Annotated in this window: 11 protein-coding genes and 1 pseudogene; 7 read left to right on the plus strand and 5 right to left on the minus strand. The window is 73.2% G+C overall.

Features of this window, described 5'->3' with window-relative positions:
* Positions 1-171 precede the first annotated feature (171 nt).
* A complete protein-coding gene (locus PV343_RS25195) occupies positions 172-2,391 on the minus strand; it encodes an NADP-dependent isocitrate dehydrogenase (protein ID WP_319149230.1) in 2,220 nt (739 codons plus the stop codon).
* Positions 2,392-2,589: 198 nt separating this feature from the next.
* On the opposite strand from PV343_RS25195, the gene PV343_RS25200 reads away from it, so the two are divergent.
* On the plus strand, positions 2,590-4,155 hold the full coding sequence (locus PV343_RS25200; protein WP_319149231.1) for a M1 family metallopeptidase: 1,566 nt from the start codon (positions 2,590-2,592) through the stop codon (positions 4,153-4,155).
* Here PV343_RS25200 and PV343_RS25205 read toward each other — a convergent pair whose 3' ends face one another.
* The 4 genes from PV343_RS25205 to PV343_RS25220 all read right to left on the minus strand — a co-directional run bounded on the left by PV343_RS25205 (position 4,156) and on the right by PV343_RS25220 (position 7,766).
* Complete coding sequence (locus PV343_RS25205) at positions 4,156-4,584, minus strand: DUF4186 domain-containing protein (RefSeq protein ID WP_319149232.1); 429 nt, start codon at positions 4,582-4,584, stop codon at positions 4,156-4,158.
* A gap of 147 nt (positions 4,585-4,731) precedes the next feature.
* The gene (locus PV343_RS25210) at positions 4,732-5,802 is read right to left on the minus strand and encodes a mechanosensitive ion channel family protein (RefSeq protein ID WP_319149234.1); all 1,071 of its coding nucleotides are present in this window, start codon (positions 5,800-5,802) and stop codon (positions 4,732-4,734) included.
* Between the two features lie 188 nt (positions 5,803-5,990).
* Positions 5,991-6,755, minus strand: a complete 765-nt coding sequence (locus PV343_RS25215; protein WP_319149235.1) for a crotonase/enoyl-CoA hydratase family protein — start codon at positions 6,753-6,755, stop codon at positions 5,991-5,993.
* Positions 6,756-6,800: 45 nt separating this feature from the next.
* Entirely contained in the window at positions 6,801-7,766 is a 966-nt protein-coding gene (locus tag PV343_RS25220) for a lysylphosphatidylglycerol synthase transmembrane domain-containing protein (RefSeq protein ID WP_319149270.1), read from the minus strand.
* A 246-nt stretch (positions 7,767-8,012) separates the two neighbouring features.
* Between PV343_RS25220 and PV343_RS25225 the strand changes: the two genes are divergently transcribed.
* The 6 genes and pseudogenes from PV343_RS25225 to PV343_RS25250 all read left to right on the plus strand — a co-directional run bounded on the left by PV343_RS25225 (position 8,013) and on the right by PV343_RS25250 (position 13,314).
* A complete protein-coding gene (locus PV343_RS25225; protein ID WP_319149236.1) occupies positions 8,013-9,896 on the plus strand; it encodes an ABC transporter ATP-binding protein in 1,884 nt (627 codons plus the stop codon).
* Positions 9,897-10,091: 195 nt separating this feature from the next.
* A complete protein-coding gene (locus PV343_RS25230) occupies positions 10,092-10,382 on the plus strand; it encodes an RICIN domain-containing protein (protein ID WP_319149237.1) in 291 nt (96 codons plus the stop codon).
* A 27-nt stretch (positions 10,383-10,409) separates the two neighbouring features.
* Positions 10,410-10,706: pseudogene (locus tag PV343_RS25235) on the plus strand (coagulation factor 5/8 type domain-containing protein); the annotation flags it as partial.
* A gap of 142 nt (positions 10,707-10,848) precedes the next feature.
* Positions 10,849-11,709 (plus strand): hypothetical protein, encoded by an 861-nt coding sequence (locus tag PV343_RS25240; RefSeq protein WP_319149238.1) that lies wholly within the window; start codon positions 10,849-10,851, stop codon positions 11,707-11,709.
* Positions 11,710-11,782: 73 nt separating this feature from the next.
* Positions 11,783-12,322 (plus strand): (2Fe-2S)-binding protein, encoded by a 540-nt coding sequence (locus PV343_RS25245; protein WP_319149239.1) that lies wholly within the window; start codon positions 11,783-11,785, stop codon positions 12,320-12,322.
* Entirely contained in the window at positions 12,319-13,314 is a 996-nt protein-coding gene (locus PV343_RS25250) for an FAD binding domain-containing protein (protein WP_319149240.1), read from the plus strand. Before PV343_RS25245 ends, PV343_RS25250 begins: the two co-directional genes overlap by 4 nt.
* Positions 13,315-13,340: the final 26 nt, after the last annotated feature.

Genomic DNA, 13,340 nt, shown 5'->3' on the forward strand with positions numbered 1-13,340 from the left:
TGATCAAGGTCCCACACGCCACTGACAACGGACCCCGGCCGCACCCGGTCCCCGCCCCGCCACCCGGCCCCCGCTACCCGCGGCTCGCCCCCACACACGACCCCGCCCCGGTCGGCAACTCCGACCGGGGCGGGATCGATCACGGGCGAGGCGTCAAGGCCCCGGCGGGGGTCAGCTCAGGGAGGCGAGGGCCTCGTTCCAGGTGGTCGACGGCCGCATGACCGCGTCCGCCTTCGCCTTCTCCGGCTGGTAGTAGCCGCCGATGTCGGCCGGCTTGCCCTGGACGGCGATCAGCTCGTCGACGATGGTCTGCTCGTTCGCGGCGAGGTTCTCCGCGAACGCGCCGAACGCCTTGGCCAGGTCGGCGTCGTCGGTCTGCGCCGCCAGCTCCTGCGCCCAGTACAGGGACAGGTAGAAGTGGCTGCCGCGGTTGTCGATGCCGCCGACACGACGGGTCGGGGACTTGTCCTCGTTGAGGAAGGTCGCCGTGGCGCGGTCGAGGGTGTCGGCCAGCACCTTGGCGCGGGTGTTGCCGGTGGCCGTCGCGTACTGCTCGAAGGACGGCACCAGGGCGAAGAACTCGCCGAGGGAGTCCCAGCGCAGGTAGTTCTCCTTGACCAGCTGCTGGACGTGCTTCGGCGCGGAGCCGCCGGCGCCCGTCTCGAACAGGCCGCCGCCCGCCATCAGCGGGACGACCGACAGCATCTTGGCGCTGGTGCCCAGTTCCAGGATCGGGAAGAGGTCGGTCAGGTAGTCACGCAGCACGTTGCCGGTCACCGAGATGGTGTTCTCGCCGCGGCGGATGCGCTCCACCGACAGCTTGGTCGCCTCGACCGGGGCGAGGACGCGGATGTCCAGGCCCTCGGTGTCGTGCTCCGCCAGGTACTGCTTGACCTTGCCGATCAGGTTGGCGTCGTGCGCGCGGGTCTCGTCCAGCCAGAACACGGCCGGGTCGCCGGTCGCGCGGGCACGGGTGACGGCGAGCTTCACCCAGTCCTTGATCGGGGCGTCCTTGGTCTGGCAGGCGCGGAAGATGTCGCCGGCGGAGACCGTCTGCTCGATCACGACGTTGCCGGCCTGGTCGACCAGGCGGACGGTGCCGGTGACCGGGATCTCGAAGGTCTTGTCGTGGCTGCCGTACTCCTCGGCCTTCTGCGCCATGAGGCCGACGTTCGGGACGGAGCCCATGGTCGACGGGTCGTAGGCGCCGTGGGCGCGGCAGTCCTCGATCACGGCCTGGTAGACACCCGCGTAGGACGAGTCCGGCAGCACCGCGAGGGTGTCGGCCTCCTGGCCGTCCGGGCCCCACATGTGGCCGGAGGTGCGGATCATGGCCGGCATCGAGGCGTCGACGATGACGTCGGACGGCACGTGCAGGTTGGTGATGCCCTTGTCGGAGTCCACCATGGCCAGCGCGGGGCCCTCGGCCAGCTCGGCGTCGAAGGAGGCCTTGATCTCGGCGCCCTCCGGCAGGGACTCGACGCCCTTGAAGATGCCGCCCAGACCGTCGTTCGGGGTCAGGCCGGCGGCGGCGAAGGTCTCGCCGTACTTCGCGAACGTCTTCGGGAAGAAGGCGCGCACCACGTGGCCGAAGACGATCGGGTCGGAGACCTTCATCATCGTGGCCTTCAGGTGCACGGAGAACAGGACGCCCTCCTCCTTGGCGCGGGCGACCTGCGCGGTCAGGAACTCGCGCAGCGCGGCGACCCGCATCACGGAGGCGTCGACGACCTCGCCCTCGAGCACCGGCACGGACTCGCGCAGCACGGTGGTCGAGCCGTCGTCGCCCTTGAGCTCGATGCGCAGCGCGCCGGCCTCGGAGATCACCACGGACTTCTCGGTGGAGCGGAAGTCGTCCACGCCCATGGTGGCCACATTGGTCTTGGAGTCGGAGCTCCAGGCGCCCATGCGGTGCGGGTGGGTCTTGGCGTAGTTCTTGACCGAGGCGGGGGCGCGGCGGTCGGAGTTGCCCTCGCGCAGCACCGGGTTGACGGCGGAGCCCTTGATCTTGTCGTAGCGGGCGCGGATCTCGCGCTCCTCGTCGGTCTTCGGGTCGTCCGGGTAGTCCGGCAGCGCGTAGCCCTTGCCCTGGAGCTCGGCGACGGCGGCCTTGAGCTGCGGGATGGACGCCGAGATGTTCGGCAGCTTGATGATGTTGGCGGCGGGCGTCTTGGCCAGCTCGCCCAGCTCGCTCAGCGCGTCCGGGATGCGCTGGTCCTCGTTCAGGTACTCCGGGAAGACGGCGATGATGCGCCCGGCCAGCGAGATGTCGCGGGTCGTGACGGGCACACCGGCCTGCGAGGCGTACGCCTGGATCACCGGCAGGAACGAGTGCGTCGCCAGGGCCGGGGCCTCGTCTGTGTAGGTGTAGATGATGGTCGAGTCAGTCACCGGGTGCTCCGCTCCACGTCTGCAACATTGCTCGACATCAAGATATCTCGTGACGGGGGTCCGCTCGACAGGGGACCCTCGGTCGAAAACGCGCCGAGATCATGCAACCGAAACGACCCTCTCGTGGTCATGACAAGCGATCGCACATATGACCGGCGGCCGGACCCGACCACCCGGCCGCCCGAGCGAAAGCTGACCATGAGATATCGCACCAGAGTGACGGCCCCGGCGGCCGCACTGCTCGGCACGGCCGCGGCACTGACGGTGGGCTCGCCGGCCCAGGCGCTCGCCGGCGGCGGGGGGAAGGCCAGGCGGAAGGTGGTGGGCCCGGGTCCGGAGACCCTCGGCGACCCCGTCTTCCCCACCCTCGGCAACAAGGGCTACCGGGTCTCGTCCTACGCGCTCGACCTCGCGTACGACGCGACGGCCCGGACGGTCGACGCGACCGCGACCCTGCGGATACGCACCGACCGGCCGCTGAGCCGGTTCTCGCTGGACGCCCTGGGCCTGGACATCCGCACGGTGACCGTCAACGGCGCCGCCGCCGTCTTCGAGCAGGCGGGCGAGAAGCTGCGCGTCACGCCCGCCCGCGAGCTGGCGGAGGACGCCGCCGCGGTGGTGTGCGTCGCCTACTCGGCCGACCCGCGCCGCAGCCTCGCGCACACCGCCTGGGTGCCCACCCCGGACGGCTTCGCGATCTGCCCGCAGCCGAACTCGGCGCACACCGTCTTCCCGTGCAACGACCACCCCTCGGACAAGGCGGACTTCACCTTCCGCGTCACCGTCCCCAGCGGGCTGCGCGGCGTGGCGAACGGCAACCTCACCGGCACCAGGACGCTGGCCGACGGCCGCACGACGTACTCGTACCGCTCGGCGTCGCCGATGGCCACCGAACTGGTCCAGATCACCGTCGGCGACTACGTGGTCAAGGACCGGCAGGGCCCGCACGGCCTGCCGCTGCGCGACGTCGTGCCGTCCGCCCGGGCCGCCGCCCTCGAGCCGGCGCTCGCGCTCACCCCCAACCTGGTGAGCTGGCTGGAGAACCGCCTCGGCGTCGCGTTCCCGTTCGAGACGTACGGCCTGCTGCCGTGCAACTCCGACGACGCCAACGCCTTCGACTTCACCGGCCTGGAGACGCAGACCCTCACGCTCTACAAGCCGAACTTCCTGCTCCAGGAGGAGAAGAAGATCGGCTCGCACATGATGCACGAGCTGGTCCACTCCTACTTCGGCAACCTGGTCAGCCCCGCGAGCTGGTCCGACCTGTGGCTGAACGAGGGCCACGCCGACTTCTACGGGCTGCTGTACCGCTACGAGCGCGGCTGGGCCGACTCGCTGGGCCTGACCACCATGGAAGCCCGGATGAAGGACACCTACGCCCGCGGCGACCAGTGGCGCCACGACTCCGGCCCGGTGGCCTCGCCGAACGCGGTCAACCTGTTCGACAGCCAGCGCTACCTGGGCGGCGTGCTCACCCTGTACGCCTTCCGGCAGCAGGTCGGCGAGCAGGTCTTCAACGCCGTCGAGCGCGCCTTCCTGGAGCGCTTCCGCAACTTCTCGGCGTCCACCGACGACTACATCGCGGTCGCCTCGGAGGTCTCCGGCCAGGACCAGTCGGGCTTCCTGCGGGACTGGCTCTACGGCACCAAGACCCCGCGCATGCCCGGCCACCCCGACTGGACGGTGACCCCGGTCGCCTCGGCGTTCGCGGCGCCGCACAGCAAGCGCGGCGGCCACCGGCACGACAACTCGGCCACGCTCTGATCAGCCGTGGCGGGCGGAGCCGGGCCCGGCTCCGCCCGCCACCTCGCGCTCGATCCACCGGCAGATCACGTCCACCACGTACACGTGCTCCGCGCGGCTCAGCTCCCGGCCCCGGGGAATCCCGTGCCAGCGCTGGAGGCATCCCCGGCAGCACGTGGCGGTGGCGTGCTGCGCGACGAACACCGGGTGCCCCCGGTACGGCGTCTGCTTGCCGTCCTTGGCCGGCGCGGCCGGGGCCAGCCGCCGGGCGACCAGGTCGTAGGCGTGCCACCGCACGGTCGCCGCGCCCTTGAGCTCGGCGGTGGCCAGATCCCGCCCGCGCAGGCGGAACCGGGCCCCGAAGGGCCGGTGGCGCGCGATGTCGTCGAGCCGCCGGTCGAGGGCCTGGCCGCTGGGAAGGGGACCGGACGGGTCCGGGGGAACAGTCATGACGGTCCGATGATACGTCCGGTCTGCGACGGTACAGGCGCCCCGGCCCCCGGTGCCCTCACGGCGGGTCCGGTCCCCGGGGCCGTGCCGGCGAGTCCGGCCCCACGGCCCCTACCGCCGGTCCGGCCCCCCGCTCCCTCGCGCTCCCTACGGCAGGTCCTGCCCCGCCCGCTGTTGCGGTATCACCACCGCGCCCTGCTGCAGGGCCACCGTCCTGGTCGGCGCCGGGATGCTGATGCCCTCCTCGCGGTAGCGGCGGTGGAGGCGCTTGATGAACTCGTGCTTGACGCGGTACTGGTCGCTGAACTCGCCGACGCCGAGGATCACCGTGAAGCCGATGCGGGAGTCGCCGAAGGTGTGGAAGCGGATGGCGGGTTCGTGGTCCGGGACCGCGCCGGTGATCTCGGTCATGGTCTCGGTGACCACCTCCGCCGTCACCCGCTCGACCTGGTCGAGGTCCGCGTCGTAGCTCACGCCCACCTGCACCAGCACCGTCAACTGCTGCTCGGGACGGGTGAAGTTGGTCATGTTCGACTTGGCGAGCTGGCCGTTGGGGACCACCACCAGGTTGTTGGAGAGCTGCCGCACCGTCGTCTGGCGCCAGTTGATGTCCACCACATAGCCCTCCTCGCCGCTGCTCAGCCGGATGTAGTCGCCCGGCTGCACGGTCTTGGAGGCGAGGATGTGGACGCCCGCGAACAGGTTGGCGAGGGTGTCCTGGAGGGCCAGCGCCACGGCGAGACCGCCGACGCCCAGGGCGGTGAGCAGGGGCGCGATGGAGATGCCGAGCGTCTGCAGCACCACCAGGAAGCCGATGGCGAGCACCAGGACCCGGGTGATGTTCACGAAGATGGTGGCCGAGCCGGCCACGCCGGAGCGGGACTGGGTGACCGAGCGGACCAGACCCGCGATCACCCGGGCCGCCGAGACGGTCACCACGAGGATCAGCCACACCTGGAGGAACTGGTCGACGTGGTGCCGGACGGTCCGGGTCAGCGGCAGTGCCACCGCGGCCGCCGCCGCGCCGCCCGCGATCGCCGCCCAGGGGACCACCGAGCGCAGCGCGTCCACGATGACGTCGTCGCCGCTCCAGCGGGTCCGCTTGGCGTGCTTGGCGAGCCAGCGCAGCAGGGTGCGCGACAGGAAGGCGAGCACAAGGCCCGCGGCGAGGGTGATGCCGGCGAGGACGAGGTCGTCCAGGGTCAGCGGGCGGTTCACCGGTCACCTCCGGGGCGCAAGACCGCTGCGGCCGTCCTGAAGTGAGATGTCGTCACGTTGTCACCTGCTCGATGTCCGGAATGTGCGAACGCCCGCCCCCGGCGTCGTCGGCGAGCGGGCGAACGCTCATCCTGCCGTATCCGGAAGGGCGGTTCGCACCCGGACGGGGGCGCCGCGGACGATGTTCCTCACACGTCCGGGTAGGACCCGTGCCGACCGGCGCCGCCGGCGAACCGAGCCGCCCCTTCGAAACCCTCCGCCAACACGGCCATACCGTGCCGCAGTTCACCCCGCATCGCCGTCTCCTCGTCCAGCCCCTCCTGTTCCAGCACGGAGGCGCGGTCGCCGCGCAGGCACGCCTGGGGGAAGCGGGCGACGGCCGCCGCGAGTTCCTCGGCCGCGGCGCGGGCGCCGCCGGTGGGCACGAGGCGGTCGGCGAGGCCGATGGCGTGCGCCTCGGGGGCCGGGACCGGGCGGCCGGTCAGGATCATGTCCATCGCCCGGCCGGTGCCGATCAGCCGGGGCAGCCGTACCGTGCCCCCGTCGATCAGCGGCACGCCCCAGCGGCGGCAGTACACGCCGAACACGGCGTCCTCCTCGGCGACCCGCAGATCGCACCACAGGGCCAGTTCGAGGCCGCCCGCGACGGCGTGCCCGGCGACGGCGGCGATCACCGGCTTCGACAGCCGCATCCGGGTCGGCCCCATCGGCCCGTCGCCCTCCTCGGCGACCCGGTTGCGCCGCTCGCCGCCCATCGCCTTCAGGTCGGCCCCCGCGCAGAACGTGCCGCCCTCGCCCCACAGCACCGCCACCCGGGCCTGGTCGTCGGCCTCGAACTCCCGGAAGGCGGAGGCCAGTTCCGCCGCGGTCGGACCGTCGACCGCGTTGCGGACCTCCGGGCGGGACAGGACGACCGTGGTGACGTGCTCCTTGCGCTCCACGCGTACCGGCACGGCGGGCACTCCTTCTCGGGCTGCGGCTCGGACGGCCACTGTGCCTCAGATGACCTTCAGCCGCACCAGCGCCCCCAGGGTCAGCGCCCCCGGCAGCAGCGGCACCCACACGGTGATCACCCGGTAGGCCAGCACCACCGCCGTGGCCACCGCGGCCGGGCCGCCCACCGCGACCAGTGCCACGATCAGCGCCGCCTCGACCGAGCCGAGCCCGCCCGGCGTCGGCACCAGGGCCACCGCGGCGGTCGCCGCGAGGTACGCGAGCGCCATGTGCGCGGGCGGCACCGGCAGCCGCAGCGCCTGCCCGACCGCGGCCAGACCGGCCGCCTGGAGCGCCGGGAAGGCCAGCGAACCACCCCACAGGGCCAGGGCGCGGGCCGGCCGCGTGTGCACCGAGCGTGCCTCGCCCAGGGCGTCGCGCAGGAAGCCGGCGACGGCCCGGCGCAGCCGCCGTACCCGGCACAGCGCCACCGCCGCCGCGGTGGTCAGCGCGGCGGCGCCGAGCAGCAGCGGGACGGCCGAACCGCCCGGCAGCAGGGTGCCGAGCCGCAGCGCGTCCGGGAAGACGGCCAGCAGCACCGCCAGCAGCCCGAGCCGGCCCACGCATTCCGCCAGCAGGTACAGCGCGAGCGCGGCCGAGGAGCGGGCGAGCGGCACCCCGCACACCGTCATGAAGCGCAAATTCACCGCCCCCGCGCCGAGGCCGGTGGGCAGCAGGTGGTTGGCCGCGCCGGCCGCGAACTGAGTGGCCAGCAACCGCCCCTTCGGCAGCGGCTGCACCACCGCGCCCTGCCGGGTGAACGCCGCCGCGACCCAGGTCAGACAGGTCGCGCCGGCCGCCGCCAGCAGCCACGGCCAGGACGCCGCGCGCAACTGGCCGAACCCCTCGGCCAGCACCGAGCGGTGCCGTACCGCGACCACGCCGACGAGCACGAGCGGCACCAGGCACAGCACCCGGCGGACGGGGACCCGACGGGGGAGGCGCCCCCGGGGCGCGCCGGGGCTTCGCAGGGCTGTCGCACCGCGACGGCGCGGGGCTGTCGCACCGGGGTGCCGGAGGGCTGTCACACCGGGGAAGGCTCTCCGCGCCGCGTCAACGGCGCATGGCGCGGGTGCGGACGGCGCCTTACGGACCGGCAGCGGGTCGGCGGCGGCCGCCGGTCCGTGAGGTGCCGGCCGCGCCCGCGCCACCCCTGGGCCGAGCGAAGCCGGGCGTTCCTTGACCTCAAGGTTGCTTGAGGTCGTACGTTCTCTCCCATGAGCATGGAGACCACCGCCTGGACGCAGCTGCACAGCGTGATGAACGCGCAGCAGGAGCGCCGCCCCTTCGCCCGCGCCACGCTGCGCCGCATCGCCGACTTCGCCCGTCCGCACCGGGCGGGCATCGTCCGCTTCGTGCTGCTCGGGGTGGTGACCGCGCTGCTCGCCGTGGCCACCCCGGTGCTCGCCGGCCACGTCGTCGACGCGATCGTGGCGGGCCACGACTCCCGGACCGTGGTGCGGCTCTCGTTGCTCATCGCGCTCGTCGCGCTCGCCGAGGCGGGGCTCGGCGTCCTCGGCCGGCGTCTGTCGTCGACGCTGGGGGAGGGCCTCATCCTGGATCTGCGCACGGCCGTGTTCGATCATGTGCAGCGCATGCCCGTCGCGTTCTTCACACGTACCCGTACGGGCGCGCTGGTCAGCCGGCTCAACAACGACGTGATCGGCGCCCAGCGGGCGTTCGCCAACACGCTCTCGGGTGTGGTGACCAACCTGGTCACGCTGCTGCTCACGCTCGCCGTGATGCTCACCCTGTCCTGGCAGATCACCCTGCTCGCGCTGGTGCTGCTGCCGGTGTTCGTGCTGCCCGCCCGGCGCATGGGCAGCCGGATGGCCCGCATGCAGCGGGAGGCGGCCGCGCTGAACGCGGCCATGGGCACCCGCATGACCGAACGCTTCTCCGCGCCCGGCGCCACCCTGGTCAAGCTGTTCGGCCGCCCCGAGGAGGAGTCGGCCGAGTTCGCCGCCCGGGCCCGCCGGGTCCGTGACATCGGGGTGCGCACCGCGACCGCCCAGTCGGTGTTCATCACCTCCCTCACCCTGGTCTCGGCCCTCGCGCTGGCCCTCGTCTACGGCCTCGGCGGCTGGTTCGCGCTGCACGGCACCCTTGAGGCGGGCGCCGTGGTCTCCCTCGCCCTGCTGCTGACCCGGCTCTACGCCCCGCTCACCGCGCTCGCCGGGGCCCGGGTCGAGGTGATGAGCGCGCTGGTCAGCTTCGAGCGGGTCTTCGAGGTGCTCGACCTCAAGCCGCTGATCGAGGAGAAGCCGGACGCCGTGGCGGTCCCCGAGGGCCCGGTCGCGGTCGAGTTCGACGACGTACGCTTCGCCTACCCGTCGGCCGACCAGGTCTCCCTCGCCTCCCTGGAGGAGGTCGCCACCCTCGACAGCCGGGGTGGCGCCGAGGTCCTGCACGGCATCTCCTTCCGCGCCGAACCCGGCGAGACCGTCGCCCTCGTCGGCTCCTCGGGCGCCGGCAAGTCCACCATCGCCCAGCTCCTGCCGCGCCTGTACGACGCCGACGCGGGCGCCGTCCGCATCGGCGGCGTCGACGTCCGCGACCTGACCGCCGTCTCGCTGCGCGCCACCCTCGGCATGGTCACCCAGGACGGCCACCTCTTCCACGACACCGTCCGCGCCAACCTGCTGCTGGCCCGCCCGGCGGCCGGCGACGAGGAGCTGTGGGACGCGCTCGGCCGCGCCCGCCTCGCCGAGGTCGTACGGTCCCTGCCGGACGGTCTGGACACCGTGGTCGGCGAGCGCGGCTACCGGCTCTCCGGCGGCGAACGCCAGCGCATGACCATCGCCCGGCTGCTGCTGGCCCGCCAGCGCGTGGTCATCCTCGACGAGGCCACCGCGCACCTGGACAACACCTCGGAGGCGGCGGTGCAGGAGGCGCTGACCGAGGCCCTGGAAGGCCGCACCGCCGTGGTGATCGCGCACCGGCTGTCCACCGTCCGGGCCGCCGACAAGATACTCGTCGTGGAGGCCGGCCGGATCGTGGAGCGGGGCACGCACGAGGAACTCCTCGCGGCGGGCGGCCGGTACGCGGAGCTGCACCGAACGCAGTTCGCCGAGCGGGACGGCGAGGTGCCGGCGGTCTGACGGGCGGCCGCACGGCGGTTCGGGACACCGGGGGGTGGGCGGCGCGGGGCTGCCCACCCCCTTGACGCCAGTGGTCCGTACCTTTAACTTCACGCCTTAATCAAAGACTCCGGACGCACTCGACGCCCGTGCCCCACCCAGGTGTTGGGCGCACCCGCGTCCGGCCACCCCCCACACGGAAGGCCACCCCCGCACATGGCCCGACCCCTGCCCGCGGCCGCCTCGCTCGCCGCGCTGTCGCTCACCGCGTCCCTCGCCACCGGCCTGCTCACCGCCTCCCCGGCCCAGGCCGCCACCGGCACCGGCCTCGCCGGCAAGTGCCTCGACGTCGCCGGGGCGAACTCCGCCGACGGCACCCCCGTCCAGCTCTACGACTGCAACGGCACCGCCGCCCAGCGCTTCCAGGTGGTCCCGGTGACCCAGTCCGCCGCCAACCCCGACCTCGGCCCGAACGTCGTCGCATCGTCGTCAACAGCGACCACGTGATCGGCGACCACCTGTGGATCTGGCGCGCCGCCGAACCAGGCCGCCTGGACCAACGGCTCCACCCAGGGCCGGGCCGCCTACAAGGTCGCCGACTCCGTCACCACGCACGAGGCCTACGGCCTGGGCAGCTACTGCTACTTCCACGTCAACCCCGCCGTCACCGCCGCCCACGCCATCGAGGCCCCGAACACCCCCGGTGTCCGCTTCACCAGCATGGTCACCGTCTCGCTGGGTGGCACCGGCATCATCGGCCACGTCGTCAACAACACCGGAGGACCCTCCAACTCGGCCACCAACGTGGCGAATCCGGCCCGCTACCCCTAGGCCGTGTCCGCGAAGTCCCGCCTGCCCCACGGGCGGACGACGGGACCTTGCGGACACGACCTGAGGCGTGACCGGCCGCGGGCGGGGAAACCGGGTCGGGTCGCGCGCGCGAGCCGCGACCCGACCCGGGAGGAGCCCCACCGTGCCGAAGACGCAAGCCGCGAGCGCCGTCACCGCGCTCGTCCTCGCCGCCGCACTCACCGGCTGCGGCAGCGAGGACGGTTCCGGACCGGCCGGGGACGTGCGGGGCGCGGCGACCCCGCCCGCCCGCGCCGTCCAGAACGCCTACCGCGCCACCCTGGCCGCCGGCACCGCAAGGATGACGGTCACCAGCAAGGTCGTCGCCGAGGGACAGGCACTCACCGGGCACGGCAGCGGCGTCGCCGACCTCAAGGACGGCGCCAGCCGCTTCGACCTGACCTCGCAGGGCACCACGGTCGAGCAACGGGTCGTCGACGGCGCCGTGTACCAGAAGCCCACCGGGGCTCAGCGTGGCGCCGTACCCGGCGGCAAGACCTGGATGAAGATCGACCTCGCCCGGCTCGGCCGCACCGGCCCGGCCGGGCGCAGCCGTCCCACCGACCCCATGGAGCCCGTGCGCTACCTCAAGGACACGGGCCGCGCGAAGGTCACCCGCGTCGCCGACCAGACCCTCGACGGCACCCGCACCACCCACTACCGGGTGGCGGTCCCCGTCTCCGTCCTGGCCCGCGGCGACGCCGGACGGGAACAGGAACTGCGCCGGCAGCTCGGGACCGGCCCGCTGCCGGTCGACGTGTGGCTGGACGGACAGGGCCGGCTGCGCCAGGAGCGCGTCCGGCTGACCCTGCACCCCCTGAAGCAGCGCACCCCGGGACACGGGAACACCCGGGTCACCAGCACGACCGAGGTGCGTCTGACGGACTTCGGCACCGACGTGAAGGTCACCGCCCCGCCCGCCGGCGACACCGCGGACGTCACCGGCCGGATGACCGGGTCCGCGGGGACCACCCAGGCGGGCTGAAACGTGTGAGGTGCGGCAGTCTGGATACGCGGTACTGCAGGCGTCCAGGCCCGTCCGGAAGGCCCTCACTGCCATGACCAGCGACAACCGGCCCGGCCCGCGCTCGGAGATCACCCTCCGGGTCAACGGCAAACCCCACACCCTGCTCGTCGACCACCGGCGGGTCCTGCTGGACCTGCTCCGCGAGGACCTCGACCTCACCGGGTCCAAGAAGGGCTGCGACCACGGCCAGTGCGGTGCCTGCACCGTCCTGGTCGACGGACGCCGTCTCAACAGCTGCCTGCTGCTCGCCGTCACCCTCGACGGCAGCGAGGTCACCACCGTCGAGGGCCTCGCCGGTGACGGCGAGCAGCCGCACCCGCTGCAACGGGCCTTCCTCGACCGGGACGCCTTCCAGTGCGGCTACTGCACCCCCGGCCAGATCTGCTCCGCCGTCGGCATGCTCGCCGAGGCGGCGGCCGGCCACCCCTCGCACGTCACCGACCCCGCCGCCCCCTCCGGCCGGCCCGTGCCGCTCGACCGGGCCGAGATCCGCGAGCGGCTCAGCGGCAACCTGTGCCGGTGCGGCGCCTACCCGCGCATCGTCGAGGCAGTGGAGGACGTGATCCGGTGAAGGACTTCGGCTACCTCAGGCCCGGCAGTGTCCAGGAGGCCGTCGAGGCGTTCGCCGCCCACCCGGGCGCCCGCTACCTCGCCGGCGGCACCAACCTGGTCGACCTGATGAAACTCGGCGTGGAACGGCCCACCGTCCTCGTCGACGTCGGCCGGCTGCCCCTCGACACCGTCGAGGAACTGCCCGACGGCGCCCTGCGCGTAGGCGCCACCGTCCGCAACAGCGACCTCGCCGCCCACCCCCTGGTGCGCGACCGCTACCCCGTGCTCTCCCAGGCACTCCTCGCGGGCGCCTCGGGACAGCTCCGCAACGCGGCCACGACCGGCGGCAACCTGCTCCAGCGCACCCGCTGCGCCTACTTCCAGGACGTGGACAAGCCCTGCAACAAACGCGAGCCGGGCAGCGGCTGCGGCGCCCGCGACGGCGTCCACCGCGACCACGCCGTCCTCGGCCACTCCCCGGACTGCATCGCGACCAACCCCTCCGACATGGCCGTGGCACTGACCGCCCTCGACGCCCGGGTCGAGCTCTACGGCCCCGACGGCGGACGCACCATGCCGGTCGCCGACTTCCACCGGCTGCCCGGCGTGCACCCCGAGCGCGACACCGAGATCCGCCCCGGCGAGCTGATCACCGGGGTGCTGCTCCCGGCGGCCGCCGCCGGTGTGCCCTCCGCCTACCGCAAGGCCCGCGACCGGGCGTCGTACGCCTTCGCGCTGGCCTCCGTGGCCGTCGTGCTCCGGGTCGTCGACGGGGTCGTGGACCGGGTGGGGCTCGCCTTCGGCGGCCTCGCCCACAAACCGTGGCGGGCCCGGCACGCCGAGACGGCCCTGCTGGGCGCCGCGGCCACCCCGGCCGCCTTCGAGGGCGCCGTCGACCTCGAACTCGACCGCGCCGAACCCCTGCGCGACAACGCCTACAAGGTGCCCCTCGCGCACAACCTCGCCCTGGACGTCCTCAACCGCCTCGCCCCGGCACCCGCACCGGCCTGACCCCAGGCCCCGGCACCGCACCGGCC

Origin of the sequence: Streptomyces sp. WI03-4A, assembly GCF_033792105.1 — a bacterium.
GTDB lineage: Bacteria > Actinomycetota > Actinomycetes > Streptomycetales > Streptomycetaceae > Streptomyces > Streptomyces collinus_A.

What these genes read in the sequence shown, in the direction of transcription:
- PV343_RS25200 (WP_319149231.1), top strand. Translation starts at nt 2,590, where the DNA reads ATGAGATATCGCACCAGAGTGACGGCCCCGGCGGCCGCACTGCTCGGC.
- PV343_RS25205 (WP_319149232.1), bottom strand. Translation starts at nt 4,584, where the DNA reads ATGACTGTTCCCCCGGACCCGTCCGGTCCCCTTCCCAGCGGCCAGGCC.
- PV343_RS25225 (WP_319149236.1), top strand. Translation starts at nt 8,013, where the DNA reads ATGAGCATGGAGACCACCGCCTGGACGCAGCTGCACAGCGTGATGAAC.
- PV343_RS25230 (WP_319149237.1), top strand. Translation starts at nt 10,092, where the DNA reads ATGGCCCGACCCCTGCCCGCGGCCGCCTCGCTCGCCGCGCTGTCGCTC.
- PV343_RS25245 (WP_319149239.1), top strand. Translation starts at nt 11,783, where the DNA reads ATGACCAGCGACAACCGGCCCGGCCCGCGCTCGGAGATCACCCTCCGG.